This window comes from Diaphorobacter ruginosibacter (assembly GCF_040396215.1).
GTDB lineage: Bacteria > Pseudomonadota > Gammaproteobacteria > Burkholderiales > Burkholderiaceae_C > Diaphorobacter_A > Diaphorobacter_A ruginosibacter_A.
Genome location: NZ_JBEBOW010000019.1, coordinates 1 through 25,893 on the forward strand (window position 1 = coordinate 1; position 25,893 = coordinate 25,893).

The window sequence follows — 25,893 nt, forward strand, 5'->3', positions numbered from 1 at the left end:
GAAATCGGGCGATTTGCAGCGCGCTGGCCCTTGCTTGCACCCCGGTGCAAGCGGCAGACCATCGCTTCGAACTCATCCCGATTGCACTCCAACGCGGCTGCGTAGAGATCGTAAACACGTTCTCAGTGCTCCGCCGGGGCGCGCTGAATGCGCAGCGAGCTGCAGACACCGGACAGCACCGCGCTGAATGCGCCAAGGCACAGCGCCAGCCGCTCGGAAAACCCATCATGCGCGGGCCACAGAGCGAAGATGGCCGCGAGCAGCACGGCCCCCAGCGTCTGGCCGGTAAGCCGCGCCGATCCCAGCATGCCGCTGGCTGCGCCACTGCGATTCAACGGCGCGGACGTCACGATCGTGTGGTTGTTGGGCGACTGGAACAGGCCAAAACCCGCGCCGCAAAGCGCCATGCGCCAGACCACGTTCCAGTCGGCCGGCTGCGCCGGCAGCAGTCCCAGCGAAAGCAGTCCCAAGGCAAACATGGCCATGCCGACGCCACCCAGCAGGCCGTCGTGAAAGCGCCCGATCAGCCGGCCCGCGATCGGCGCCGCCACCACGGTGGCCAGCGGCCACGCGGTAATCAGCAAACCGGCTTTCAGGTGGCTGTATCCCAGCACCTCGAGCAGCAGATACGGCATCGCCAGAAAGCCCAGCATCTGCGCGCAGAACGCGCCGATGGACGCGCCCATCGACAGGCGGAAGACCGGAATGCGCAGCAGATCGACGGGGAACATCGGCGCGGCCAGATGCCACTGGCGACGCACATATACCGCGCCCACCAGAATACCGCCCAACAGGAAGATGGCGCCCAGCATCGGCGAATGGTGCTCGCTGCCGGTGCGCACCCCCAGTTGCTCGCCGCCGAGGAACAGCAGCGAGAACATGGCGACGTTGAGAATCACGTCGATGACGGAAAAACGCGGCCCGCCCGCCCCGGCCGCCGGATTGGACGGCAGCGAACGCCGTCCCATCCAGAACACGAAAATCCCCAGCGGCAGATTGATGGCGAAAAGCCAAGGCCACGATGCAACCGAAAGAATCGCCGCGGCGATCGTCGGGCCCGCCATGGACGACGTCGCCACCACCACGGAGTTGATGGCCATGCCATGCCCCAGTTGGGCGCGCGGATAGGTCAGGCGCACCAGCGCCGCGTTCACGCTCATCACCCCCGCCGCGCCCAGCCCTTGGAGCGCGCGCGCCAGAATCAGCGTCTCGAGGCTGCGAGCCGCCATCGCTCCCACCGACGCCACGGCAAAAAGCGCCATTCCGACGAGATATACGCGGCGATAGCCGAGCTTGTCGCCCAGCGCGGCCAGCGGCAGCAGCAGGACGAGCGTCGCCAGTTGATAGGCGTTGACGACCCAGACGGCCTGCGCCGCGCCCACCTCGAGCTGATGGCCGATATCCGGCAGCGCAAGGTTCATGATGCTCGAGTCCAGCACCGACAGCGCAATGCCCAGAATGATGACCAGCATCGCATAGCGCCGCTGCGGCATGGGCAGGCCGTCAGCCGCCGCGGTCGGGGCTGCATCCAGGCGGGCTGCTTCGGTCATCCAGTCATCCTTCGGTGCTTGCTTTTGCTTTCATTCCTGGAGCACGCGGCCGGTTTCCACCGCCTTCCCCTGCATCGTCGTCCTTTCCCCGCATTCCGCCGAAAGGCGCGAGCCGGAGAAGCCGCCGCCGGGGCCCCACAATATGGTTGACGATTCTAGGGAAAGCTCGCATCCGCGGCCGGTGCCCGCCGAACAACCCGCAGATATCCTCGGATTCGCCATGAACAGGCTTCAACCTCTTTTTCGGCGACGCCCGGTTGCGCGCGGCGCGATGGCGGTTTTACGTGCCGCCGCCATCAAAACAACGGCAAGGTTCCGCCCGGACATGCGCCCTCGATATCGAGCATGCGCAATTTCTGGACCGCTCCGCCGTGGGCCGAAAAGCCCCCTGCCCGATCGTTCGCGGCCAGCACACGATGACAGGGAACGATGGGCGCGAACGGATTTGCGCCCAGGGCCTGGCCCACGGCCCGCGACAGATGCACGTCACCGAGCTCGCGCGCCAGCTCGCCGTAGGTGCGCGTGCGGCCAGGGTCAATCGCCCTGGTGAGCGCATAGACCCGGCATGCGAAATCGGGGACGCCGCGCATGTCCAGGACTACGTCCAGCAGGTCATCCCGCGTGCCCGACAGCAGTGACTGCGTGCGCCGCACAGCGTGCGTGACAGCGGCGGGCTGCGCCGCACGCAGCAGCGCCTGCGTATCGGGGAGCCGGCCGAGCCCGCGCAGCAGACGATGGAACGTGCGCGCTGAATCGGCCTCCGGCAACTGCACGGCGCAGATGCCCTCCTCCGACCAGGCCAGCGCGCACTCGCCTATCGGCGTGGCGAAAAGGCATGCGCCCAGCGGCGCGGGCCGGGCCGGCGATGCGTGCGCCTGCTGGGTCACGCCGCCTCGCGCGGCGGGGGCGCGACCCGCAACTGCTCTTGCAACTGTTCACGCAGCTGCGGCCTGGCCGCGAACGGGTCGCCTGGATTGCGCGCCCGCAGAATGTCCTCCATGCGCGCCTGCACGGCGCCAATCGCCTGCGGATGGCTATAGATGTAGAACTGGTTGGCAGCCACCGCATCGAACACTTTCGCAGCAACCTCCCCGGCGGTCACCTTGCCGCCGGCAACCGCCTTGTCGAGCATCTGCGCTCCAACCTCCTGGCTGCGCGTGGCGCTCAGGCCGTTGAGCGCATCCGGGCGGTTGCGCTCGCTTCGTCCAATGCCGGTCGGCACGAAATAAGGGCATAGCACGCTCGCGCCGATCTGGCTGGTGACGAGTTGCAGATCCTGGTAGAGCGTCTCGGACAACGCCACCACGGCATGCTTGCTGACGTTGTACACGCCCAGGTTGGGCGTCACCACCAGGCCGGCCATGCTGGCGGTGTTGACGATATGGCCGCGCCAGGCTGCATCGCGGCGCGCGGCCTCGAGCATCATCGGCGTGAACACCCGCACGCCATGCGCGACGCCGCGCAGATTTACCCCCAGCACCCAGTCCCACTCGCGCGCCGAGGCTTCCCAGATCAGGCCCGCAGCGCCCACGCCCGCATTGTTGAAGACCAGGTGCGGCGCACCGAAGCGCGCAAGCACCTCGGCGCTGAGCGCATCCATCTCGTCGGCGCTGGAGACATCCACCCGCCGCGCGAGCACCTGCGCGCCCAGGCTCCTCATCTCGGCTTCGGCCTGCGCCAACGCATCGGCCTGCACGTCCACCAGCACCAGGCGCATGCCAAGGCGCGCGCCGATCCTCGCGCATTCGAGCCCGAAGCCGGACGCCGCTCCGGTCAGCACCGCGGTCTTCCCCGCGAAATTCTCGATCATCCGTCTGTCTCCCCATTCATGGCGATGCTCACATCGCCTTCATCACATATCCCACACGCGGGAAATGCACGTGGACATGACCCACGCGCGCGTCGATGCGCGAGAGCGTATAGCGGGTGCGCGTGGCCGCGATCAGCGTACCGATAGTGGGCTCCACGCCGAAGCTCTGCGCGGCGATCGACACCTCGCTGCCCAGGGCGATTCCATGCTCGTCGATGAACGCCTCCGAATCGGGCAAAGGCAAGGGCTCGGCAGCCGCCGCGGCGGCCAGGGATTCCTGCGCGCTCATTTTCTCCATCTGCCCCGCCCCCATCGCCGCGATGCGGTCCATCCAGTCCAGCACCTGGGGAGTCGCATCGAAGATCGCCGCGAGCGCGGGCGTTGCGGCACGCGTGAACCACAAAGGCGCATAGGCGGAAAAGTCCGCGATGCACGGCTGCCCGCCCATGAGGAAGCGGTGCTCGTCGAGCATGCTCGCAATGCGCCGCAGGTCGGAGCGATACGCCAGCGCCGCCTCCGGAGCGTGCATGAATGGAAACCCCATGGCCTTGCGGTCGTTGACGAACGCATCGGCCTGGGCGCGATCCGCATGGGCGAACAGCGCCTGCAGCCCGCGCGGCTGGAGGCTGTAGGACATCGCCGCCCTGAACAGTTGATCATCGGCCCACTGCGACACCACGCGAGAGATGCCTTTGAGGTGGTCCGGATACAGCGGCCGATCGGGGTGCAGATGCTCCAGCACGTCGCAGATCAGAGCGGTATCGCAATAGATGTCCGCGCCGATCTGCAGGAGCGGAGTGCGCCGGTAACCGCCGGTGAGCGACTGCACGTCGGGCTTGGGCAGGACACCCGGAACGATCACCGATCTCCAGGCCAGCTGCTTGAAGCCCAGCGCCACGCGCACCTTGTGCGAGAACGGCGACAGGGGATAGTGGTGCAGTATCAACTCGTTCATGATGGGTCTCCTTGTCGTTTTTCCCCGGCGCTGACCGGGCTCGCACGCGGCCTGGGCTGGGCTCAGTCGGTGGCGACCGCCGCCATGCCGCCATCGAGCTTCTGGCGCGGCACGTAGCGGAAGGTTCCCGTGGCGGTGGTGCAGAGCTTGCCGTTGGCATCGTAGACGCTGCCTTCGACAAACGCCATGGTGCGCGTGCGATGCATGCGCCGGGCCTTTGCAACCAGCGGCCCATGCGCGGGCGCCATGAACATGGACTTCAGCTCGATGGTGACAACGCCATGATCCGGCGTGTCGCTGCGCGCGGCCACCGACAGCGCCACGTCGAGCAGCGTCATCGTCGCGCCGCCATGGGTGACGCCATGAGAGTTCAGATGCTCCGGCCGAGGCGTGTAATGCAACTCCGACTCGCCATTTTCCATGCGGTGCAAAGTAAAGCCCAGATGCTTCACGAAAGGGACGTCGGCACGAAAGCTCAGCACAGTTTGTTCTCCGTTATAGGGGTGTTGGATATTGCTCTGAGCATATCCGTTTGGGCGCGCGCCCGGAGCAACCGGCTGAAATCCCTTCGTCGTGGCCTCATGCCATTGCCCAGGGATCCTCTGCGCGAATCGATCGCCAAGCATGCGTCCGATCCGGTTTGTGCAGAGGATCCCTAGCCGCCCAGAATCGCGCTCACCCCGCCGTCCACGGCCATCCACTGTCCCGTGATGTGCTTGCCCGCATCGCTGGCGAGCAGCAGCGCGATGCCCTTGAGATCCTCGTCGTCGCCCAGGCGGCGCAGCGGCGCGCCCGCGCACATCCGGTCCTCTCCCATGGTGTCGATGAGCACCGTGGCCATCTTGGTGCGGAAGAAGCCCGGGCAAATGGTGTTGACGCGGACTCCGCGCGGCCCCCACTCGCCAGCCAGCGCGCGCGTGAAATTGATCACTGCGCCCTTGGATGTGTTGTAGGCGATGGTCTTCATCTCGGTGGGGTTGCCCCCCAGGCCCGCGATGGAAGCCAGGTTGATGATGCTGCCCCGCCCGCGCGGCAGCATGCTGCGCCTGCCCACCTCCTGGCTGAGCAGGAAGTAGCCGCGGATATTCAGGTTCATCACCTTGTCCCACGCCTGGGCGGGATAATCCTCCGCCGGCGCCCCCCAGGTCGCCCCGGCGTTGTTCACCAGAATGTCGATGTCGCCCATGCGCTGCAGCGTTTCATCGACCAGCCTGCCGATGTCGCTCTCGCTCGCGCAATCAGCGGCCGTCCAGCGCGCGTCGATGCCCTTGTCCTGCAGTCCGGCGACCGCCTGTTCGAGATCTGCCGCCTTGCGCGAGGTGATCATGATGCGGGCTCCCGCCTCGCCCAGCGCCTCGGCCATCTGAAGGCCCAGCCCGCGCGATCCGCCGGTCACCAGCGCCGTCCTGCCTTTGAGATTGAAGAGTTCCTGCACGGAGCGCGACATGGTTGCATCCTTGGTGAAGAGTTGACTGCCCGGCATTGTCGCCAACCGCGGGGGCCGCTCCTGTCGCATTGGCGATTGGCGGCCCCGCAACGGAAAACTGGCGCAATCTATGCATTTGATGTGAAAAACCAATCCCGTCCATGGATGTCGGGGCGCTCTCTCTGGTACTGTTATATCCATGCAGAACGCCATCCGTACACCCCACCAGACCACAGCCTACCAAGCAGGCATCTTCCAGCCCATTCCGATGATCGGCCGGTATGTTTTCTTCCAGCTCGCGCCGGCGGCGGACACAGTGTCGCTGAAGGCCAGCCTCACGCGCATGAAGTCGCTGGTGGACGGAGAGTCGGTCGTGGCCGGCATCGGCCAGCAACTGGCTGACAGGCTGGGGATGAAAGTGCCCGGCCTGCGCGAATTTCCGGCCCTGAGCGGCCCGCAGGACGTACGGGTGCCATCCACCCCCGCAGCCCTGCTGCTGTGGCTTCGCGGCAGCGATATGGGCGAGCTGGTCAACCGCACGCGCGCCCTGGCGAACTTGCTGCGACCCGCGCTTGACATCTCGAACATCGTCGATTCGTTCCGCCACGGCCCGCTCGACAAGACGCACGCCCACGATCTGACCGGCTATGAGGACGGCACGGAGAACCCGGAAGGCGAAGAGGCGCAGGCCGCGGCCTTCGCGCACGGCCAGGGCCCGCTGCTGGACGGCTCCAGTTTTCTCGCCATTCAGCAATGGCAGCACGATTTCGAGCAGTTCGAATCGTTTTCCGCCTCCGATCGTGACGATCTCATGGGCCGCCGCCTCAGCGACAATGAAGAGTTGGAGGATGCCCCCGAGTCGGCGCACGTCAAGCGTACCGCCCAGGAAAGCTTCGAGCCTGAAGCCTTCGTGCTGCGCCGCTCCATGCCCTGGCTGCACTCCAGCAAGGGGCTCGATCGCAGCGGCCTGATGTTCGCCGCCTTCGGCTGCTCCCTGGGCGCGTTCGAAGTCCAGATGCGCCGCATGGCCGGCCTGGAAGACGGCATCGTCGATGGACTGTTCCGCTTCTCGCAGCCGCTGACGGGTTCCTACCTGTGGTGCCCGCCGATGCACAACGGGCAGTTGCAACTGGGCCAGCTCGGCCTGTAGGATCCAGCCCTCCCGCCGCCGATGCGCAGCGCGCCGCAAGGCCCGCTGCGCTTGCGTTTTGCGGCGACGGTTCTTTCATTCCCTGCCCGTATTTTCTTTTCATGCAAGCCCTGCTCGACACCATTGCTCACATGCCGCCGCCCACCGATGCGGCACGCATATTCCACGGCCGCGGCGGCATGCACGAAGGCTGCGAGCATCTGTCCCTGGATGCCTTCCCGCCCGTTCTGGTGCTCACCAGCTTTGCGGAACTGAGCGAGGAAAGCATCCACGCCATCGGCCATGCCCTGGAGCAACGCTGGGCCCTCATCGCACCTGGCCAGCCGCTCAACTGGGTGCTGCAGATCCGCCTGCCAGGCGGCCAGGGCCGAACGGAACTGATGTGCGGCGCGGTGCCGCCCTCCCATGTCGTGACGGAGGCTGGGGCGCAATACGCGGTGCATGTGCTGCGGGGCCAGAACCACGGACTGTTTCTGGACATGGCCGCCGGCCGGCAATGGGTGCGCGATCACATCGCGGCGCGGCAGGCCAGCGGGCAAGCCGGCGCTTTCAACGTGCTCAACCTGTTCGCGTACACCTGCGCGTTCTCGGTGACCGCGCTGCAGGCGGGCGCCACGCACGTCATGAACATGGACATGAGCCGGGGCGCGCTGTCGATCGGGCAGCAGAACCATCGGCTCAACCACTTGAGTGCGGGCGCGAGCTTTCTCTCGCACGACATTTTCAGTAGCTGGGGAAAGATCACGCGCGCGGGCCCCTATCACCTCGTCATCGCCGATCCGCCAAGCTACCAGAAAGGCAGCTTCGTCGCCACCAAGGACTATGCCCGGCTGCTGCGGCGCCTGCCCGACCTGCTCACGCGCGGCGGCCACGCGTTGATCTGCCTGAACGCGCCCGAGTTGCCTGAATCGTTCATGCACGAACACATGAGAGAGCAGGCCCCGGAGCTGCAGTTCGTCGAACGCGTCGCCAATCCGCCAGTATTCGCCGACCGCGATGCGGATCGTGCGCTGAAGGTGCTCGTCTACCGCATGTGAGCCAAGGCATGGGCGGATCACGGCGCGCCCATGACACGCCGCGCATCCGCATCACGCATCAATGCCTGTGCACCGCCATCACGCCCGCGAATATGCAGCCCATGCCCAGCAGGACCTGCCCGCTCATGGCGTTGCCCAGCAGCAGAAAGTCCAGCGCGGCGGTCACCGCGGGCACCAGATAGAACAGGCTGGTCACATTCACCAGATTGCCTCGCTGGATCAGCCTGTACAGCAGCAGTTGCGCGAACACCGAAGTCACCACGGCAAGGAACAGCACGGGCAGCCAGAAGCTCCAGTCCATTTCCCAGCGCAGCGGCTGCGCCTGCGCAAACAGCGCGCAGACCACCAGCGTCACCACATACTGCAGCGGCAATACCCGATGGGGCGGCTGCTGCACCCGCTTTTGCAGCAAGGCGCCCGCGGTGATACAGGCCAGCGCGCCCAGCGCGAACGCCATCCCCATGCCATCGAAGCCGGTGCGCATCAGGCTCTGCCAGACCACCAGCACCAACCCGGCCAGCGCCAGCAACAGCCCGCAAAGGCGTGACGTGGTAAACCGCCGCTCGACCAGCAGGAGCGTGAGCACCGGCTGCGCGCCCAATACCACGGCCAGCATGCCCGGCGTGATGCCCAGCGACATCGATTGGAAGTAGCACACCGAGTAGCCTGCGATCATCACCAGCCCCGCGGCAGCAACATGGCGCCGCGTGCCCCGCTCGGGCATCCACTTGCGAGGATCGCCCGCCAGGACCAGCAACAGCAGCAGCGCAATGCCATAGCGCGCCAGCAGAATGGCGGATGCCGAGCCATGGTTCAGCGCCATGCGCGTCACGATGGCCGAGCCGCCCCACAGCAGGACGAAAGCGCATGCAGCGACCACACCCGACCAGGAACCGCATCGACCGGCGAACGAATCGAATTTGAAAAAAGACATGAAAAAACCTCACCTGCGATCCAGAAAGGAACAGGCCACGCCACGATCCGCATACAGCGCCATCAGGCGCATGCGGCAAACCAATCAGGCAATGAAAATGGAACGTGACCGGGGAATCAATCCACCGTGAACCCGGGGACGGGCGGCGGATTGGCAGCAACCGCGCGCACAGCCGGCGGCGCCATGGTCATGGCAGGCGGGGGAGCATTCAGGAAATGGTCAAAGCAGCGTGTATTGACGCCACCCGGTTTGCCTGATGCGTGACAGTCAGGATGACATGCGTTGTGCTGAGACATCGGCGCAGTATAGGGTAAATCGCCCGGCCGATCAAAACGCGTCCGGATCCATCGCGGCGCACGTCATGTCGCGCGCCCTCACGACCTGCAGCCATGCGCCGATCTTCGGCAGCTCGTAGTGGAAGAAATACTGCGCAGCGCCCATGCGGCCAGCGTTCCGCGCGTTCGCCTGCGCGGGGCCGCCCGCCTCGATGCAGCAGGCCACGTCCAGCCACATCCACGCCACCACCATATGGCCGAATGCCTGCATGTAGGGCACGGCGTTGGCAAGCGCCTCATCGGCATTTTCGCCGGCCCAGGCAGCCTTGGTGGCGGCTCCGACCTCAGCCAGCGCACCAGCCAGCTGGTTGGCATGGGCGGACAGGCGCGGATATGCCAGGGCCTTCTGGATGGTTGTGTTCAGCGTTTGGGCAAGCAGCTTCAGGCCCGCGCCATTCTGCATGCGCACCTTGCGCCCCAGCAGATCGGCTGCCTGGATGCCGTGCGTGCCTTCGTGGATCATGTTCAGGCGGTTGTCGCGCCAATACTGCTCGACCGCGAAATCGCGCGTATAGCCATAGCCCCCATGCACCTGGATCGCCAGCGAGTTGGCTTCCAGGCACCATTCGCTCGGCCAGCTCTTGGCAACCGGCGTGAGCACTTCCAGCAGCAGTTGCGCATCGGCCGCCGCCCGCGCCGTGCCGGTGCGGACTTCGTCCACCAATCTGGCGCAATAGAGGTTCAGGGCCAGTGCACCCTCGCACCAGGATTTCTGCGCGAGCAACATGCGCTTCACGTCGGCGTGCTCGATGATCGGCACGGGCGCCTGCGACGCATCCTTGCCACCCTGTCCCGGGCGCCTGCCCTGAACGCGCGTCCTGGCGTAATCAAGGCTTGCTCGATAGCCCGCCATGCCCAGCATGGTGGCGGCCATGCCGATGGCAATGCGCGCCTCGTTCATCATGTGGAACATGTTCCGGAGGCCGTCGCCCCGCTGGCCGACCAGATAGCCGATGGCCCCCGCCCGTCCGCGCACGGGATGGCGGCCCTCGCCAAAATTGAGCAGCGTATTGGTGGTGCCGCGCCAGCCCAGCTTGTGGTTGAGGCCCGCCAGCGCCACGTCGTTGCGCTCGCCGGTCAGCTCGCCGCGCTCATTCACCAGCCTTTTGGGCACGATGAACAGCGAGATGCCCTTGACGCCGGGAATCAGCTTGCCGTCCGGGCCCGGAATCTTGGCGAGCACCAGATGCACGATGTTTTCCGTCAGCTCATGCTCGCCCGCGCTGATCCACATCTTGTTGCCATGCAGGCGATAGCGCGGCCCCAGGTCGTCGCCATCGAAGTCCTCGCCGTCGGGCAGGGCCCGTGTAGCGATGTCGCTGAGCGAGGAGCCCGCCTGCGGCTCCGACAGCGCCATCGTTCCCGCCCAGCGGCCATTGAGCTCATTGGCCGCGAACACGCTTTTCTGCAACGGCGCGCCGCACACCAGGATGGCATTGGCGTTCGCCGTGGTCAGCATGCTGGTGTTGATGCTCACCGAGGCCGCAGCGAAGAAGCCATTGGCAGCCGCCTCCACCACGTAGGGCAGTTGCATTCCGCCCCATTCGTAGTCCTGCGCGGCGCTCAGCATTCCGCTTTCGGCATAGGCCTGCCGTGCATCGTAGGCGCATTGCGGCAGGATCACCTTCTGTGTCTCCACGTCGAACCGTGGCTCCTCGGTGTCCACCGTGCGGTTGAAAGGCGCAAACCTGTCGCGGGCGATGCGCTCGCAGGTGTCGAGCACCGCATCGAAGGTTTCGCGCGAATGATCGGCAAAGCGCTCACGCCGGTTGAGCGACGGCGCATCCAGCCAGTCATTCAGAAAAAAATCCACGGTGGAGCGAAGAGTGCTGCCCATGTGCTCAAGACCTTGCTACAGCACCTCGAACACGCCAGCCGCGCCCATGCCGCCGCCGATGCACATGGTCACGCATACGCGCCTGGCGCCACGGCGTCTGCCTTCGATGAGCGCATGGCCGGTCAGGCGCTGGCCACTCACGCCATAGGGATGTCCCAACGCAATGGCGCCGCCGTTCACGTTGAGCAGTTCCGCAGGAATGCCGAGCTTGTCCCTGCAATAGAGCACCTGCACGGCAAAGGCTTCGTTCAGCTCCCAGAGGTCGATGTCGGACACCTTCAGGCCCAGCTTCTTGAGCGCTTTCGGCACCGCGAACACGGGGCCTATGCCCATCTCGTCGGGCTCGCAGCCCGCCACCGCGAATCCGAGGAAGCGGCCCAGCGGCTTGAGGCCGTGGCGGCTTGCGTAGGCCTCGCTGACCACCACGCAGGCGCCCGCTCCGTCCGAGAACTGGCTGGCGTTGCCCGCGGCGATCACGCCGCCCGCAACCGCCGGCTTGATGGTGCCGATGCCCTCCCTGGTCGTGCCCTCGCGCAAACCTTCGTCCACGCTGACGGTCACTTCCTTCGTGATCAGGCCGACGGCCTTGTCCACCACGCCAGCCGTCACGGTGATGGGAGCGATCTCGTCCTTGAGCAGGCCCGCGGCCTGCGCCGCGCAGGCTTTCTGCTGGCTCGCCGCGCCGTACTCGTCCATGGCGTCACGGCCGATGTGATAGCGCTTGGCCACCTGCTCGGCGGTCTGCAGCATGTTCCAGTAGATCTCGGGCTTCTGCTTTTCAAGCGCCAGGTCCTTGATCATGTGCAGGTTCATTTCCTGCTGCACGCAGGAGATGCTTTCCACGCCGCCGGCCACGTACACCTCTCCTTCACCGGCGATGATGCGTTGCGAGGCCGTGACGATGGTCTGCAGGCCCGACGAGCAAAAACGGTTGATCGTCATGCCCGAGGTCGTGACGGGCAGGCCCGCCTTGAGCGCGATCTGTCGGGCGATGTTCATGCCGGTCGCCCCTTCGGGGTTGGCGCAGCCCATGATCACGTCATCGACTTCTGCCCCGTCGATGCCCGCGCGCAGCACGGCATGCTGGACGGCGTGTCCGCCGAGCGTCGCGCCGTGCGTCATGTTGAACGAGCCCTTCCAGCTCTTGGCGAGCGGCGTGCGGGCGGTGGAAACGATCACTGCGGAGGTCATTGCAATATTCCTTGTGTTCTGTGCGTTGGTCAGCGGCGCTCAAGCGTGGCCGTGGCGCGTCATTCGAATGTCTTGCCCTGGGCTGCCAGATCGGCAAGCAGCCTGGATGGCTGCCATGCCTTTGCGTCGTCATGCGGATTGCGGGCGAAGCGCTTCATGGCCTGCACCACGTTGAAGAGCCCCACCTCGCCCGCATAGTGCATCGGCCCGCCGCGCCAGACCGGGAATCCATAGCCGGTGAGATACACCATGTCGATATCGCCGGACTTGGATGCAATGCCTTCCTCCAGTATCTTCGAGCCTTCATTGACGAGCGAGAACACAAGGCGCTGCACGATCTCGTCATCGGAAATCCTGCGCGCGACGATGCCCTGCTGCCGGCGGTAATCCTCGATCATTCCGTTGACGACCGCGCTCGGCATGGCATCGCGCTTGCCCGGGGCATAGTCGTACCAGCCCGCGCTGGTCTTCTGCCCGAAGCGGCCCATCTCGCACAGCAGGTCAGCCGTCCTGCTGTACTTCATGTCGGGCTGCTCCACATAGCGGCGCTTGCGGATCGCCCAGCCGATGTCGTTGCCCGCCATGTCGATCATGCGGAACGGCCCCATGGGGAAGCCGAACTTCTCGATGGCCTGGTCCACCTGCTGCGGCGTGGCCCCCTCGTCCAGCAGGAACCCCGCCTGCTGGCTATAGCGCTCGATCATGCGGTTGCCGATGAAGCCATCGCACACGCCGGAGACGACCGCCGTCTTCTTGATCTTCCTGGCAAGCGCCATCACCGTGGCGAGCACGTCCTTGGCTGTTTTCTCTCCACGCACCACTTCCAGCAGCTTCATCACATTGGCAGGGCTGAAGAAGTGCATGCCCACCACGTCCTGCGGGCGCCGGGTGAACGCAGCGATCTTGTCGACGTCGAGCGTGGATGTATTGGAGGCCAGGATCGCTCCGGGCCTGGCGATCTGGTCGAGCCTGCCGAACACCTGCTCCTTCACGCCCATGTCTTCGAACACAGCCTCGATGATCAGGTCGCAATCCTTCAGGTCGTCATAGGACAGCGACGTCGAGAGCAGCGCCATCCGCGCCTCGTACTTGTCCTGCTTGAGCTTGCCCTTCCTGATCTGCGCTTCATAGTTCTTGCGAATCGTCGCCACGCCCCGGTCCAGCGCCTCCTGCTTCATCTCCAAGATGGTCACGGGAATGCCCGCATTCAGGAAATTCATGCTGATGCCGCCGCCCATGGTGCCGGCGCCGATCACGCCGACAGTGCGGATGTCACGCCTGGGCGTATCGGAGGGCACGTCGGGAATCTTCGACGCCGCGCGCTCCGCGAAGAACAGGTGGCGCAGCGAACGCGATTCGGGCGTCATCATCAAATTGAGGAACAGCTCGCGCTCAGCCGTCAGGCCGTCTTCGAAATTGCGCGAGGTGGTGGCCGCCTGCACGGCATCCACGCACTTGGGCGGCGCGGGGAAATGCTTGGCCATGCCCTTGACCATGTTGCGTGCAAACTGAAAATACGCCTCGCCCTGAGGATGCCTGCAAGGCAGATCGCGCACCAGCGGCAGCGGACGCGCATCGGCAACCGCACGCGCGAACTCGAGCGCCTCGGCCGCCAGCGAATCAGCCGACACGGCCAGCCTGTCGAACAGCTTCTGGCCGGGAATCTTCGCCAGCATGTCGCTTTGCACCGTCTCGCCCGTCACGATCATGTTGAGCGCAGGCTCCACACCGATCACGCGCGGCAGGCGCTGCGTGCCGCCCGCGCCCGGCAGAATGCCCAGCTTCACTTCCGGCAGCGCAACGGCGCAGCCCGCAGCGGCAACGCGGTAGTGGCAGCCCAGCGCCAGCTCCAGGCCGCCTCCCATGCAGACCGAATGGATCGCCGCGACCACCGGCTTGCCGCAATTCTCCAGCGTGCGGATCACCGAATGCAGGTTCGGCTCCTGCAAAGATTTGGGCGTGCCGAACTCCTTGATATCCGCGCCCCCCGAAAACGCCTTGCCCGCGCCGGTGATGACAATCGCCCTGATGGCGGCATCGTCCTGCGCCCGCGCCAGGCCGTCGACGATGCCCTGCCGGGTCTCAAGCCCCAAGCCATTCACGGGGGGGTTGTTCAAGGTGATCACCGCCACGTCGCCGTGGACTTGGTACTCTGCCGTCATTGCTGCCGCTCCTCGGATCAAAATGAAACTAAAACGAACGATCGTCCGAATTGCCGGAGTCTAGCGGGAGTGCCCGAAGGCATTTGTCTCGGGTGAGACAAAACGCCTCGAGGCCCCTGCGCAGCCGTCCTTCAGCGGCCAGTGCCCCGGGGCGCGAGGACTTCACCAAGGGATGGCTCCTACAATGATCCGCGTAATGCAATGCGAGGATTTGTCATGAGCCAGTACCCCACAGACATCTATACGGAACCAGAACCAAGCACCGACACCCTGGGAAACCTGGGACCGCTGGCAGGCATGGCGGGCACCTGGAGCGGAACGAGAGGCCTGGACGTCAACCCCAAGGCCGACGGCCCGGAAAAGCAGGCCTTCATCGAGCACATGGAGCTGCAACCCATAGATGCGCAGACCAACGGCCCGCAACTGTTCTACGGCCTGCGCTACCACACCCAGATTTTCAAACCCGACGACCCCGAAACCTTCCACGATCAGGTCGGCTACTGGCTGTGGGAGCCAGCCACCGGAGCCATCATCCAGACCCTGAGCATCCCGCGCGGTCAAACCGCCATGGCGGTCGGCAAGACCACCGCCGACGCGAACACGTTCACGCTTGAAGCGGTACGCGGATCACTCACCAACGGTATTTCCTCGAACCCCTTCCTCGAATATGCGTTCCGCACCGAGCGCTACACCATCACGGTAACCAAACACGCGGATGGCACCTGGTCGTACGAGCAAACCACCGTGCTCGTCACGCCGGACCGCCAGGAGCCGTTTGAGCACACCGACCGCAATACGCTCAGGAGAACCGGAGCCCCGTCATTGAATCCGACGGCCATCGCGGCATTGAGCGGAAGCGAAAACATGGCCTAGGGAGCATCGCGGAAATCTCGCCCATGAAAAAACCCGCAGTTCCGTGGAACTGCGGGTTTTTCTTCATCCGTCGATGGACCGGATCAATCCGCCGTGGCCTCTTCCGGCTCGGCCGGCTCGGACTTGGCGCGGTCCTTCTTGGGCAGGGCCGTGATGTCCAGCTTGACCTCGGAAGTCTCGTTGCCCTTGTCATCCGTGCCGTGCTCGATGTCCACGGTCAGGCGTCCGCCGTCGGTGAGCCTGCCGAACAGCAGCTCGTCCGCGAGCGCCCGGCGGATCGTGTCCTGGATCAGGCGCTGCATCGGGCGCGCGCCCATCAGCGGATCGAAGCCTGCCTTGGCCAGGTGCTTGCGCAGCTTGTCGGTGAAGGTGACTTCCACCTTCTTCTCGGCCAGCTGCTGCTCCAGTTGCAGCAGGAACTTGTCGACCACGCGCAGGATGATCTGCTCATCGAGCGGCCTGAAGCTGACGATGGCGTCGAGCCGGTTGCGGAACTCGGGCGTGAACAGGCGCTTGATGTCGCCCATCTCGTCACCGGCCGCACGCGGATTGGTGAAGCCGATGACCGCCTTGTTCATGGTTTCGGCACCCGCATTCGTCGTCATGATGATGATGACGTTGCGGAAGTCGGCCTTGCGTCCGTTGTTGTCGGTGAGCGTGCCATGGTCCATCACCTGCAGCAGCACGTTGAAGATGTCCGGATGCGCCTTCTCGATTTCGTCGAGCAGCAGCACCGAATGCGGCTTCTTGGTGATGGCCTCGGTGAGCAGCCCGCCCTGATCGAATCCGACGTAGCCCGGAGGCGCGCCGATCAGGCGGCTCACCGCATGGCGCTCCATGTACTCCGACATGTCGAAGCGAATCAGGTCCACGCCCATGATGTAGGCGAGCTGCTTGGCCGCTTCGGTCTTGCCGACGCCCGTGGGGCCGCTGAACAGGAACGAGCCGATGGGCTTGTCGCCCTTGCCCAGGCCGGAACGCGCCATCTTCACGGCGGAGGACAGAACCTCCAGCGCCTTGTCCTGGCCGAACACCACGCTCTTCAAGTCGCGCTCGAGCGTCTGCAGCTTGCCGCGATCGTCATTGGAGACATTGGCGGGCGGGATGCGCGCGATCTTGGCGACGATCTCCTCGATCTCGGCCTTGCCAATGGTCTTCTTGCGCTTGCTCGGCGCCTGGATGCGCTGGGCGGCGCCCGCCTCGTCGATCACGTCGATGGCCTTGTCGGGCAGATGGCGGTCGTTGATGTACTTGGCCGACAGTTCCGCCGCCGCCTGCAACGCCGCGAGCGCGTACTTGACGCTATGGTGCTCCTCGAAGCGCGACTTCAGGCCCTTGAGGATGTCGATGGTTTCGGCCACGGTGGGCTCGACCACGTCCACCTTCTGGAAACGGCGGGACAGCGCGGCATCCTTCTCGAAGATACCGCGGTATTCGGTGAAGGTGGTCGCGCCGATGCATTTGAGCTGGCCGCTCGAAAGAGCCGGCTTGAGCAGGTTGGAAGCATCCAGCGTGCCGCCCGATGCGGCGCCCGCGCCGATCAGCGTATGGATCTCGTCGATGAACAGGATGGCGTTGGGCTTGTCCTTGAGCGACTTGAGGACGCCCTTGAGGCGCTGCTCGAAATCACCGCGGTACTTGGTGCCCGCCAGCAGCGCGCCCATGTCGAGCGAGTACACGGTCGCCTCGGCGAGGATTTCGGGCACGTCGTTCTGCGTGATGCGCCATGCCAGGCCCTCGGCGATCGCGGTCTTGCCCACGCCGGCCTCGCCCACGAGCAGCGGATTGTTCTTGCGGCGGCGGCACAGGATCTGGATCGTGCGCTCGACCTCGTACTGGCGGCCGATCAGCGGATCGATCTTGCCTTCCTTGGCGGCCTGGTTCAAATTGAGCGTGTACTGCTCGAGCGGCGATGCCTTTTCGTTGCGCTCGCCGCCGGCCTCTTCCGCCTCGGGCTGGCTCTCGGGCTTGACGGGATCCTGGGACTCGCCCTTCTTGATGCCATGGGCAATGTAGTTGACAACATCCAGGCGCGTCACGCCCTGCTGGTGCAGGTAATAGACGGCGTGGGAATCCTTCTCGCCGAAGATCGCGACCAGCACGTTGGCTCCGGTCACTTCCTTCTTGCCGTTGCCCGTGGACTGCACGTGCATGATGGCGCGCTGGATCACGCGCTGGAATCCGAGCGTGGGCTGTGTATCGACCTCGTCGGATCCGGCGACCTGAGGGGTGTTGTCCTTGATGAAGTTGGTAAGCGAGGCACGCAAATCATCAATGTTCGCGGCGCATGCGCGCAGCACTTCGGCTGCACTGGGATTGTCGAGCAACGCAAGCAGCAGATGCTCCACGGTAATGAATTCGTGGCGCTGCTGGCGGGCCTCGACGAAGGCCATGTGCAAGCTGACTTCCAGTTCCTGGGCAATCATGTGAGAACTCCTTTTTCGCTTGCGTTTCAAAGATGGTGAATAGATCAGGGCCTTGGGCGATTATTCAACGGGCTCGCTCACACATTGCAGAGGATGCCCTGCCTTGTGGGCCGCGTCGAGCACCAGCTCGACTTTCGTTGCCGCCACATCACGGGTGAAAACCCCGCATACGCCTTTCCCGTCCAGGTGAATCTTGAGCATGATCTGCGTGGCGGCCTCCCGGTCCTTGTGGAAGAACTCCTGCAACACCACCACGACGAACTCCATGGGCGTGTAGTCGTCGTTGAGCATGAGGACCTGGTACATCCTGGGCGGCTCGGTGCGCAGCGTGCGCCGCTCGAGCACCACCGAGCCTCCCTCGTCCTGGACGGGCCTTGAGGGGGGAAGCGGGGGTTGCGAAGGAGGTTTCGTTGCCATGCGGATTATTCTAGCGAGCTTGATTCACGGATCCAGAAGCTCAATTGAAGCCATATTAGTGATTTTCAAGCCTGCCGTCTCAGCCGTGATCGTAGACCACGGAGACAGCGCCGGATCCGGCCGCGCTGCTCCACGCGGCAAGCGCGGCATCGGTGGGAAAGAAGCTGCTGGCGTCGCCCAGGCTGAGCTCCGCCCTGGCGGCTCCGCGATCCGAGGTGATGTGCATGTCCAGGCGCACGCGCAGCCCTCTTCTCAAGGTTTCCCCGTGTTCCGTTTCCTCCACCCTGGCGGGAAATTCCCGCACGATGGAAGCCACATCCGGCACGCTGCCGTCGCAGGCCACGCGCAGATACTTGCCATACCTGGCGCGCGCGCCCGCCAGATCCCAGACCTGCAGCACCTTGACGCGCAGGCCGCCGCTGAAGTGATCGAGCTGCAGCCGTCCGGAAACCACCACGAACTCGTCATCCTTGAGCGGCATGGAGGCGCTCAGGACGGCCTCGTCCGCCGATGCCTCGATCACCCTGGTCTTGTCGTCGAGCTTGAACAGCGCCAGCTTGCCGCGCTGGCCGGAGATCACACGATAGTCCGTGACGATGCCCGCGATCGTCTGGACCTCGCGGTTGTCCTGCAGCTCGTCGATCGGCGTGCGCACGAACTTGCGCACCTCCAGCGCCACTTCGTCGAACAGGTGGCCCGACAGGTAGAAGCCGATGGCGGTCTTCTCCTGCGTCAGGCGCTCCTTGATACCCCAGGGGAGCACGTCCGCCATTTCGGGCTCCTTGGTGCTGGAGCCCTGCGCATCGTCGCCCATCATGTCGAACAGGCCGCACTGGTTGGCGTTGGCGTGGGTGGCCGCGGCGAACTCGAACGCCGTGTCCAGCGAGGCGATGAGCGCGGCGCGGTTGAGATGGATCGCATCGAAAGCCCCCGCCTTGATGAGCGCTTCCACGGTGCGTTTGTTGATGCGGCCGCGATCCACGCGCACGCAGAAGTCGAACAGGCTGGTGAATGGCCCCTTCTGATGTCCCTGGGGGCCCTCGCCCCGGCCCTCGCGCGCCGCGATGATGGCTTCGATCGCCGCCTGGCCCGTGCCCTTGATAGCGCCCAGGCCGTAGCGGATCACCTTGTCGGTGACGGGCTCGAAGCGGTACATGCCGCGATTCACGTCCGGCGGCTCGAAGCTCATGCCGAAGTTCTTCACCGCGTCCTCGTACAGCACCTTGAGCTTGTCGGTATCGTCCATTTCCACGGTCATGTTGCCGCAGTAGAACTCCGCCGTGTAGTGCACCTTGAGCCAGCCGGTGTGATAGGCCAGCAGCGAGTAGGCGGCCGCGTGCGACTTGTTGAAGCCGTAGCCCGCGAACTTCTCCATCAGGTCGAAGACTTCGTCGGCCTTTTCCTCGCTGATGCCGTTCCTGGCCGCGCCCTCGCGGAAGATCGCGCGGTGCTTGACCATCTCCTCGACCTTCTTCTTGCCCATGGCCCGGCGCAGCAGGTCGGCGCCGCCGAGGCTGTAGCCGCCCAGCACCTGCGCGGTCTGCATCACCTGCTCCTGGTACACCATGATGCCGTAGGTTTCCGACAGCACGTTCTCCACCAGCGGATGCGGGTACTCCACCACCTCCTTGCCGTGCTTGCGGTTGATGAAGCTCGGGATCAGGTCCATCGGGCCCGGACGGTACAAGGCGTTCAGCGCGATCAGGTCTTCCAGGCGGCTGGGGCGCGCCTCCTTGAGCATGCCCTGCATGCCGCGCGATTCGAACTGGAACACGGCTTCCGTCAGTCCGTCCGAGAACAGTTTGTAGGTGGCGGCGTCATCGAGCGGAATGTCCTCGAACGCGAAATTCTCCTTGCCCTTGTGGCGCTTCTGGATGAACTCGCGGGCGATTTCAAGGATCGTGAGCGTCGCCAGTCCCAGAAAGTCGAACTTCACCAGGCCGACGGCCTCCACGTCGTCCTTGTCGTACATGGCCACGGCCGAGTCGCTGCCCGGCTGCTGGTACAGCGGGCAGAAGTCGGTCAGCTTGCCCGGCGCGATCACCACGCCTCCCGCGTGCATGCCGATGTTGCGCGTCACGCCTTCGAGCTTCTGCGCCATCTCGATGACCGTGCGCACGTCCTCTTCGTTGCGGACCCGGTCGTAGAGAATCGGCTCGAGCTCCAGCGCGTAGTTGTTCTTGTCGCCCTCCTTCTTCTGCTCGGGCGGATAGGCCAGCGTGTAGCTCATGCCCGGCTTGCCCGGCACCAGCTTGGAGATGCCGTCGCAGAACGTATAGCTCATGTCCATGACCCGGCCCACGTCGCGGATCGCGGCCTTGGCCGCCATCGTTCCGAACGTGGCGATCTGGCTTACCGCGTTCTTGCCGTATTTCTGCTTCACGTAGTCGATCACGCGGTCGCGGTTGCCCTGGCAGAAGTCGATGTCGAAGTCAGGCATCGACACGCGCTCGGGATTGAGGAAGCGCTCGAACAGCAGGGCGTACTGCAGCGGATCCAGGTCGGTGATCCTGAGCGCGTACGCCACCAGCGATCCCGCGCCCGATCCACGGCCCGGGCCCACCGGGCAGCCATTGTTCTTGGCCCACTGGATGAAGTCGCCCACGATCAGGAAGTAGCCGGGAAACCCCATCTGCAAAATGGTGTGCAGTTCGAACTCCAGGCGCTCCACGTAACGGGGGCGGTTGCGGTCGCGTTGCGCCTCGTCGGGAAACAGATAGAGCAGCCGCTCCTCCAGCCCCTGGTAGGAGGCGTAGCGGAAATAGTCGTCGATCGGCATGCCGTTGGGCGTGGGAAAGTCCGGCAGGCGCGGCTTGCCCAGCACCAGGGTCAGATTGCAGCGCTTGGCGATTTCAAGCGTGTTCTCGATGGCGCTTGGAATGTCGGCGAACAGCGCCTGCATTTCCGCGCCGGTCTTGAAATACTGCTCGCGCGTGAAGCGCTTGATGCGGCGCTGGTTGCCGAGGATTTCGCCTTCCGCGATGCATACGCGCGCTTCGTGAGCCTCATACTCGTCCGCCGTGGCGAACTGGATGGGATGGGTCGCGACCACCGGAAGATTCATGCGGGCGGCCAGTTTGACGGCCTGGGTCACATGCGCCTCGTCATCGCCGCGGCCCGCACGTTGTATCTCCATGTAAAAGCGGTGCGGGAATATCCTGGCCAGCCGCAGCGCATTGTCCTTGGCCGACGCCTCGTCGCCGCGCATCAGCGGCTGCCCCACCGGGCCGGCCTGCGCGCCCGCCAGCGCGATCAGGCCTTCGTTGAGCTCCTCCAGCCATTCCCATTTCACGATCGGGACATTCTTGACCACGTTCGTGGTCCAGGCCCGGGCCAGGATTTCGGACAGGCTGAAATATCCCTGATTGTTCTGAATCAGCAAAAGCATGCGGGCGCTGACGCTGCCGTCCGCGTCCATGGGCACGGTGATTTCGGCGCCGATCACCGGCTTGACGCCCTTGCCGCGCCCTTCGCGGTAGAACTTGACCCCCCCGAACATATTGTTCAGATCGGTCAGGCCCATCGCCGGCTGGCCGTCCCGGGCGGCCGCCTTGACGATCTCGTCGATCCGGGTGGTTCCGTCGACGACGGAAAATTCAGTGTGTAGGCGCAGGTGAACAAACATATATGTGTCGATTGTAGGAACTTGCGCGGGATCCGTTTCGCTGAAAACCTGTTTACGATCCCATGTGGCTGGCGGCGAATACAATGGCCGTTTGCCAACGATTTGCCGCTTCGGCGCATATCCCTATGCTTCGGAAGGCCAAACTGATGCTTCAATCTTCCTTCGCGGGAAATACTGCCCCTATGTCGCGTTTGACTCTGCCCCTGTTCTCCGCCCTGATGGCAGCCGTCCTTCTGGCCGGCTGCTCCAGCACGACCGAAGATAAAACCGCGGGCTGGAGCCCCAACAAGATCTATTCGGAAGCCCGGGACGAGGCCAACAGCGGGAGCTACGACAAGGCCGTTCCGCTGTACGAGAAGCTCGAGGGACGCGCGGCCGGCACGCCGCTGGCGCAGCAGGCCCAGCTCGAAAAGGCCTATGCCCAGTACAAGAATAACGACAAGGCCCAGGCCGTAGCCACGCTGGACCGTTTCCTGAAGCTGCACCCGGCCAGCCCGGCATACGACTATGCGCTGTACCTGAAGGGCCTGGTCAACTTCAACGAAGACCTCGGCATGTTCTCCTGGCTCTCCCGCCAGGACCTGTCCGAGCGCGACCAGAAGGCCGCCAAGGATTCGTTCGAGTCCTTCCGCGAACTGGTCACGCGCTTTCCCGAGTCGCGCTACACGCCCGACGCGCGCCAGCGCATGATGTACATCGTCAACTCGCTGGCCCAGTATGAAGTCCACGTGGCGCGCTACTACTACGAGCGCGGCGCCTACGTGGCCGCCATCAGCCGCGCGCAGGCAGCCATCGCCGACTACAAGGAAGTACCGGCCGTGGAAGAGGCTCTGTACATCCTGATCCGCTCCTACGACGCGCTCGGCATGGAACAGCTGCGCGACGACACCCGCCGCGTCCTGGATGCGTCCTACCCCGACAGCGAATACGTGAAATACGGATTCAGGAAGAAGGACGATCCGTGGTGGAAGTTCTGGTGAGCCGCCCGAGCTCATCCTGGAATTCCGCCTCGGCAGCCAGCCGCCGCATGGGCGGCAACTGGCGCTGAAGCCATTTCCCATACCCCCTGGCGAGCCGCGCATCGGCCACCACGAGAATGCCTGAATCGCTCTCGCTGCGGATCAGACGCCCGGCGCCCTGCCTGAGCGCCATCGCCGCTTCCTGCAGCGCATGGTCCTTGAACGGGTTCCCGCCCAGGGCTTCCAGGTATTCCGAGTAGGCCTGCACCAGCGGATCGGTGGGGACCGGAAATGGCAGCTTGTCGATGACCACCATCTGCAGCGCATCGCCCGGAACGTCGAAGCCCTGCCAATACGACTGCGACGCCACCAGCACGCAACCGCTACCCGGGCCGTCCGCACCAGTTTCACATGCGCGCTGGAACCTCTGCGCAATCCAGGCGTGCGAACTGCGCCCCTGCACCAGCAATTCGATCCGCCCCGCCGCCACCTGCCCGGTCAGCAGCCGCGCCAGCTCATCGGCAATGACATCCATCGCGCGCAGGCTGGTCGTGAGCACCAGGCTGCGCCCGCCAAGCCGCGCGACCGGCTCCGCCAGCCATGCAGCCAGCGCAGCGGCATGCCCCGGATCATTGGCAGCCGGGAGCTGCTCGGGGATATACAGGGTCGCCTGCCTTGCATAGTCGAACGGACTGTCGAGCCGCAGCACCCGCGCATCCGCCAGGTTCAAGGGGCCGGTGAACCAGTCGAGCGCGGCATTCGTGCCCAGCGTCGCTGAGGTGAAGATGAAGCTGCGCGGCGGCTGGCCCGCGCGCTCTCGCGCATCGGGTACAGGCGAATGCATCTCGGCCTCGGGCTCATCCCACGCGCCGGGCGCGGCGTCGGCTGCCTCCTGGCCGGGGACGCCCGGCCGGGCCGTCTGCCAGAGCTTTTGCAGCGACGGGCCGGAACGGAACGGCGTGAGCATCATGCGCACGTCATCGACGCCGCAATCGAGCCAGCGCACCTGGCCGCCCTCCTGCACGAACGAGAGATCCATCAACGCCTCGAGCAGCGAGACGACGCGCTGGTGCAGGCGCGCAACGTCCGGCGACCGCTCGGCGACTGCGTCGAGCGCGCCCAGCGCCAGGCGCAGCGCGGCCACCAGCTCCTGCTGCGCGTGGCTCCATGCAGTCGGCATGACGCCGTCCGGCGCCGCGCCATGCCAGCCAATGCGAATCCCTTTTGCCAGGGGCCCGCACACCGCGAGCAGGCCCTGTGCGGCCTGCACCAATCGCTCCCGCAGCGCGTTCCAGTCGCGCAGGCCCGGCGCCTGCTGCTGGCAACTGTCATACAGATCCTGGGCCAGGCGCAGCAACTGGCGGACGCCGAACTGCCGCCCAAAGGCCTGCTGACCCACGGCATTCAGCGAATGGGCCTCGTCAAAAACGACCACCTGCCTGCGCGCGAGCAGGTCGGACTCGCCATCGCCCGCTCCCGCCTGGTCGGCCATGAACAGCGCATGATTGACCACCACCACATCGGCCGCCGCCGCTTGCCGCCTCGCGCGATAGACGTGGCAGTCCGCAAAGCGCGGGCAACGCCCGCCAAGGCAATTCTCGCGCGTGGAGGTGATCCGGGCCACGGCCTGTGCGTCGAGGTCCAGCGCGGCAATCTCCGCCACGTCGCCGCTGGACGTGGCCTGCGCCCAGAGCCTCACGTCGTCCAGGGAGTTTTCCAGGCCGGCGTCCTCCTGGATGCTCCAGGCCTGTTCCAGCCGGTGAAGGCAGAGGTAGTTGGCGCGGCCCTTGAGCAAAGCCACCCGTCTGTGCAGCGATTCGTGCCGATTCAGCAGGCCAGTCAGGCGCGGCAGATCCCGGTGCGCGAGCTGCTCCTGCAGCGCCTTCGTCGAGGTGGAAACCAACACGCGCGCGCCGCTGAGCAAGGCCGGAACGAGATACGCATAGGTCTTGCCGATGCCCGTTCCCGCCTCGGCCACCAGGCAGCCGCCCTCCTCGATGGTCTGCGCGACCGCGAGCGCCATGGCCTGCTGCGCCTGCCGGCATTGAAACAGCGGCAGTTCCCCATGCAGCGGACCCTCCTGCGCCAGAAAGACCTGGACTTGCGCCGCCAGCCCGCTCACGGGACCCACCGCAAAGCCGCCCCGCCAACGCAGGCCGCCCGCACGCCCGTGTGTTTCGCGCCAACGCAGGCAAAATTATGAAAATTCATTAGATACCGAAACACTTTTACCGCAACAATCACGCCAAACAGCAATAGTTACAGTTGCGCGATTAAACTCGATTCAATCGGTGACAGGAAAAAACAGATACATCCCGCCATGTCCAAAGCCTTTCGACTGACAGCCTCCACCGGGATCCACAAGGGAGACCGCGAATATCAGCAGGATCGTGTCGCGCTGTTCGCCCACCCGCGATTCAACGGCTGCGTTCTCGGCATTGTGGCAGACGGCATGGGCGGGCGCAGCGGCGGGCGCAAGGCATCCGATCAGGTCATGCTGACGGCCCAGCAGCTGTTCGAGCGCTTCTCCCCCGCCTCGGACGACGCCGCCACGATGCTCAAGCACATCGTGACCGAAGCCCACATCGTGATCCGGCTCACCGCCATGTCCTCCGAGCAGGAGCCCCACAGCACGCTGGCCGCATTCCTGATCACGCCGCACGGCGACTGCCACTGGGTGCATGCGGGCGATTCACGCATCTACCACGTGCATGACGGCGTGCTCGTCCAGCGCACCAGCGACCATTCCTACGTGCAGACCCTGGTGGACCGCGGCGAAATCAGCGAGGCGGAAGCCAACAACCATCCGCACGCCAACATTCTCGTGGGCTGCCTGGGCACCGAAAACGACCCGCCCGCCACGACCCACGTGATTCCCGCGCTGCGCCCGGGCGACGTCATCCTGGCCTGCAGCGACGGCGTCTGGCACTACTTCGCGCCCACCGAACTGGCATCCGTGGTGAACTCCCTCACCCCGCGCGAAGCCACGGAATTCCTCATCGACAAGGCCCGCTCCCGCGCGCGCGGCGGTGGCGACAACCTCTCGCTGGTGATCGTCAAGATCGAGGCGCTCGAGGAAAAAAAGAAGGCGCCCCCGCTCTCGCAACTGGCGGGCATGGGCTGAGCGCCGCGCCCGCATTGCCGCGAGCGCTGGTTTCATGCAATAATAGAGGGCTTTTTCTTGCGGAAAGTACGCCAGGCTGGCT

Annotated in this window: 19 protein-coding genes; 5 read left to right on the forward strand and 14 right to left on the reverse strand. The window is 64.9% G+C overall.

The genetic code is table 11. The features are described 5' to 3' along the window. Positions 1–122: 122 nt before the first annotated feature. The 6 genes from ABWP92_RS04275 to ABWP92_RS04300 all read right to left on the reverse strand — a co-directional run bounded on the left by ABWP92_RS04275 (position 123) and on the right by ABWP92_RS04300 (position 5,762). A complete protein-coding gene (locus tag ABWP92_RS04275; protein ID WP_353234116.1) occupies positions 123–1,550 on the reverse strand; it encodes an MFS transporter in 1,428 nt (475 codons plus the stop codon). A 296-nt stretch (positions 1,551–1,846) separates the two neighbouring features. Continuing rightward, complete coding sequence (locus ABWP92_RS04280; RefSeq protein ID WP_353234117.1) at positions 1,847–2,437, reverse strand: methylated-DNA--[protein]-cysteine S-methyltransferase; 591 nt, start codon at positions 2,435–2,437, stop codon at positions 1,847–1,849. Next, positions 2,434–3,360: an SDR family oxidoreductase gene (locus ABWP92_RS04285; protein ID WP_353234118.1), complete on the reverse strand. Its 927-nt coding sequence runs from the start codon at positions 3,358–3,360 to the stop codon at positions 2,434–2,436. The genes ABWP92_RS04280 and ABWP92_RS04285 overlap by 4 nt, the downstream gene beginning before the upstream one ends. A 28-nt stretch (positions 3,361–3,388) precedes the next feature. After that, a complete protein-coding gene (locus ABWP92_RS04290) occupies positions 3,389–4,315 on the reverse strand; it encodes a glutathione S-transferase family protein (protein WP_353234119.1) in 927 nt (308 codons plus the stop codon). Between the two features lie 62 nt (positions 4,316–4,377). Beyond that, positions 4,378–4,797, reverse strand: coding sequence for a PaaI family thioesterase (locus ABWP92_RS04295; protein WP_353234120.1), 420 nt, complete (start codon positions 4,795–4,797; stop codon positions 4,378–4,380). A 173-nt stretch (positions 4,798–4,970) separates the two neighbouring features. Next, positions 4,971–5,762 carry an SDR family oxidoreductase gene (locus tag ABWP92_RS04300; protein ID WP_353234121.1) on the reverse strand — a complete coding sequence of 264 codons (792 nt, stop codon included), beginning with the start codon at positions 5,760–5,762 and terminating at the stop codon, positions 4,971–4,973. A gap of 178 nt (positions 5,763–5,940) precedes the next feature. On the opposite strand from ABWP92_RS04300, the gene ABWP92_RS04305 reads away from it, so the two are divergent. Beyond that, positions 5,941–6,891, forward strand: coding sequence for a Dyp-type peroxidase (locus tag ABWP92_RS04305; protein WP_353234122.1), 951 nt, complete (start codon positions 5,941–5,943; stop codon positions 6,889–6,891). Between the two features lie 101 nt (positions 6,892–6,992). After that, positions 6,993–7,928, forward strand: coding sequence for a class I SAM-dependent methyltransferase (locus ABWP92_RS04310; protein WP_353234123.1), 936 nt, complete (start codon positions 6,993–6,995; stop codon positions 7,926–7,928). Positions 7,929–7,986: 58 nt separating this feature from the next. On the opposite strand, the gene ABWP92_RS04315 is transcribed toward ABWP92_RS04310, so the two are convergent. From ABWP92_RS04315 to ABWP92_RS04330, 4 genes are all read right to left on the reverse strand, one after another. Beyond that, positions 7,987–8,862, reverse strand: coding sequence for a DMT family transporter (locus ABWP92_RS04315; RefSeq protein ID WP_353234124.1), 876 nt, complete (start codon positions 8,860–8,862; stop codon positions 7,987–7,989). Positions 8,863–9,189: 327 nt separating this feature from the next. After that, entirely contained in the window at positions 9,190–11,034 is a 1,845-nt protein-coding gene (locus tag ABWP92_RS04320) for an acyl-CoA dehydrogenase (protein WP_353234125.1), read from the reverse strand. 15 nt (positions 11,035–11,049) lie between these two features. After that, on the reverse strand, positions 11,050–12,225 hold the full coding sequence (locus ABWP92_RS04325; RefSeq protein ID WP_353234126.1) for an acetyl-CoA C-acyltransferase: 1,176 nt from the start codon (positions 12,223–12,225) through the stop codon (positions 11,050–11,052). Positions 12,226–12,284: 59 nt separating this feature from the next. Beyond that, positions 12,285–14,387, reverse strand: coding sequence for a 3-hydroxyacyl-CoA dehydrogenase NAD-binding domain-containing protein (locus ABWP92_RS04330; RefSeq protein WP_353234127.1), 2,103 nt, complete (start codon positions 14,385–14,387; stop codon positions 12,285–12,287). A gap of 216 nt (positions 14,388–14,603) precedes the next feature. Between ABWP92_RS04330 and ABWP92_RS04335 the strand changes: the two genes are divergently transcribed. Next, on the forward strand, positions 14,604–15,260 hold the full coding sequence (locus tag ABWP92_RS04335; protein WP_353234128.1) for an FABP family protein: 657 nt from the start codon (positions 14,604–14,606) through the stop codon (positions 15,258–15,260). Between the two features lie 83 nt (positions 15,261–15,343). On the opposite strand, the gene clpA is transcribed toward ABWP92_RS04335, so the two are convergent. From clpA to dnaE, 3 genes are all read right to left on the reverse strand, one after another. Beyond that, a complete protein-coding gene (clpA, locus tag ABWP92_RS04340) occupies positions 15,344–17,686 on the reverse strand; it encodes an ATP-dependent Clp protease ATP-binding subunit ClpA (protein ID WP_353234129.1) in 2,343 nt (780 codons plus the stop codon). A 60-nt stretch (positions 17,687–17,746) separates the two neighbouring features. Continuing rightward, positions 17,747–18,103: an ATP-dependent Clp protease adapter ClpS gene (gene clpS / locus ABWP92_RS04345; RefSeq protein WP_502907448.1), complete on the reverse strand. Its 357-nt coding sequence runs from the start codon at positions 18,101–18,103 to the stop codon at positions 17,747–17,749. A gap of 79 nt (positions 18,104–18,182) precedes the next feature. Further along, positions 18,183–21,728 carry a DNA polymerase III subunit alpha gene (gene dnaE / locus ABWP92_RS04350; protein WP_353234130.1) on the reverse strand — a complete coding sequence of 1,182 codons (3,546 nt, stop codon included), beginning with the start codon at positions 21,726–21,728 and terminating at the stop codon, positions 18,183–18,185. 182 nt (positions 21,729–21,910) lie between these two features. Here dnaE and ABWP92_RS04355 point away from each other — a divergent pair, with 182 nt between their 5' ends. Then, positions 21,911–22,708: an outer membrane protein assembly factor BamD gene (locus ABWP92_RS04355; protein WP_353234131.1), complete on the forward strand. Its 798-nt coding sequence runs from the start codon at positions 21,911–21,913 to the stop codon at positions 22,706–22,708. Here ABWP92_RS04355 and ABWP92_RS04360 read toward each other — a convergent pair. Next, complete coding sequence (locus ABWP92_RS04360; RefSeq protein WP_353234132.1) at positions 22,671–24,809, reverse strand: ATP-dependent DNA helicase; 2,139 nt, start codon at positions 24,807–24,809, stop codon at positions 22,671–22,673. The genes ABWP92_RS04355 and ABWP92_RS04360 overlap by 38 nt on opposite strands. 198 nt (positions 24,810–25,007) lie before the next feature. Here ABWP92_RS04360 and ABWP92_RS04365 point away from each other — a divergent pair, with 198 nt between their 5' ends. Next, a complete protein-coding gene (locus ABWP92_RS04365) occupies positions 25,008–25,811 on the forward strand; it encodes a PP2C family protein-serine/threonine phosphatase (RefSeq protein ID WP_353234133.1) in 804 nt (267 codons plus the stop codon). Positions 25,812–25,893 lie beyond the last annotated feature (82 nt).

Bases quoted from the DNA above. Each gene is read 5' to 3' on its own strand.
- dnaE (WP_353234130.1), bottom strand. From the start codon at position 21,728: ATGTTTGTTCACCTGCGCCTACACACTGAATTTTCCGTCGTCGACGGA.
- ABWP92_RS04335 (WP_353234128.1), top strand. From the start codon at position 14,604: ATGAGCCAGTACCCCACAGACATCTATACGGAACCAGAACCAAGCACC.
- clpA (WP_353234129.1), bottom strand. From the start codon at position 17,686: ATGATTGCCCAGGAACTGGAAGTCAGCTTGCACATGGCCTTCGTCGAG.
- ABWP92_RS04330 (WP_353234127.1), bottom strand. From the start codon at position 14,387: ATGACGGCAGAGTACCAAGTCCACGGCGACGTGGCGGTGATCACCTTG.
- ABWP92_RS04275 (WP_353234116.1), bottom strand. From the start codon at position 1,550: ATGACCGAAGCAGCCCGCCTGGATGCAGCCCCGACCGCGGCGGCTGAC.
- ABWP92_RS04310 (WP_353234123.1), top strand. From the start codon at position 6,993: ATGCAAGCCCTGCTCGACACCATTGCTCACATGCCGCCGCCCACCGAT.
- clpS (WP_502907448.1), bottom strand. From the start codon at position 18,103: ATGGCAACGAAACCTCCTTCGCAACCCCCGCTTCCCCCCTCAAGGCCC.
- ABWP92_RS04290 (WP_353234119.1), bottom strand. From the start codon at position 4,315: ATGAACGAGTTGATACTGCACCACTATCCCCTGTCGCCGTTCTCGCAC.
- ABWP92_RS04365 (WP_353234133.1), top strand. From the start codon at position 25,008: ATGTCCAAAGCCTTTCGACTGACAGCCTCCACCGGGATCCACAAGGGA.
- ABWP92_RS04320 (WP_353234125.1), bottom strand. From the start codon at position 11,034: ATGGGCAGCACTCTTCGCTCCACCGTGGATTTTTTTCTGAATGACTGG.
- ABWP92_RS04305 (WP_353234122.1), top strand. From the start codon at position 5,941: ATGCAGAACGCCATCCGTACACCCCACCAGACCACAGCCTACCAAGCA.
- ABWP92_RS04315 (WP_353234124.1), bottom strand. From the start codon at position 8,862: ATGTCTTTTTTCAAATTCGATTCGTTCGCCGGTCGATGCGGTTCCTGG.
- ABWP92_RS04285 (WP_353234118.1), bottom strand. From the start codon at position 3,360: ATGATCGAGAATTTCGCGGGGAAGACCGCGGTGCTGACCGGAGCGGCG.
- ABWP92_RS04325 (WP_353234126.1), bottom strand. From the start codon at position 12,225: ATGACCTCCGCAGTGATCGTTTCCACCGCCCGCACGCCGCTCGCCAAG.
- ABWP92_RS04355 (WP_353234131.1), top strand. From the start codon at position 21,911: ATGTCGCGTTTGACTCTGCCCCTGTTCTCCGCCCTGATGGCAGCCGTC.
- ABWP92_RS04300 (WP_353234121.1), bottom strand. From the start codon at position 5,762: ATGTCGCGCTCCGTGCAGGAACTCTTCAATCTCAAAGGCAGGACGGCG.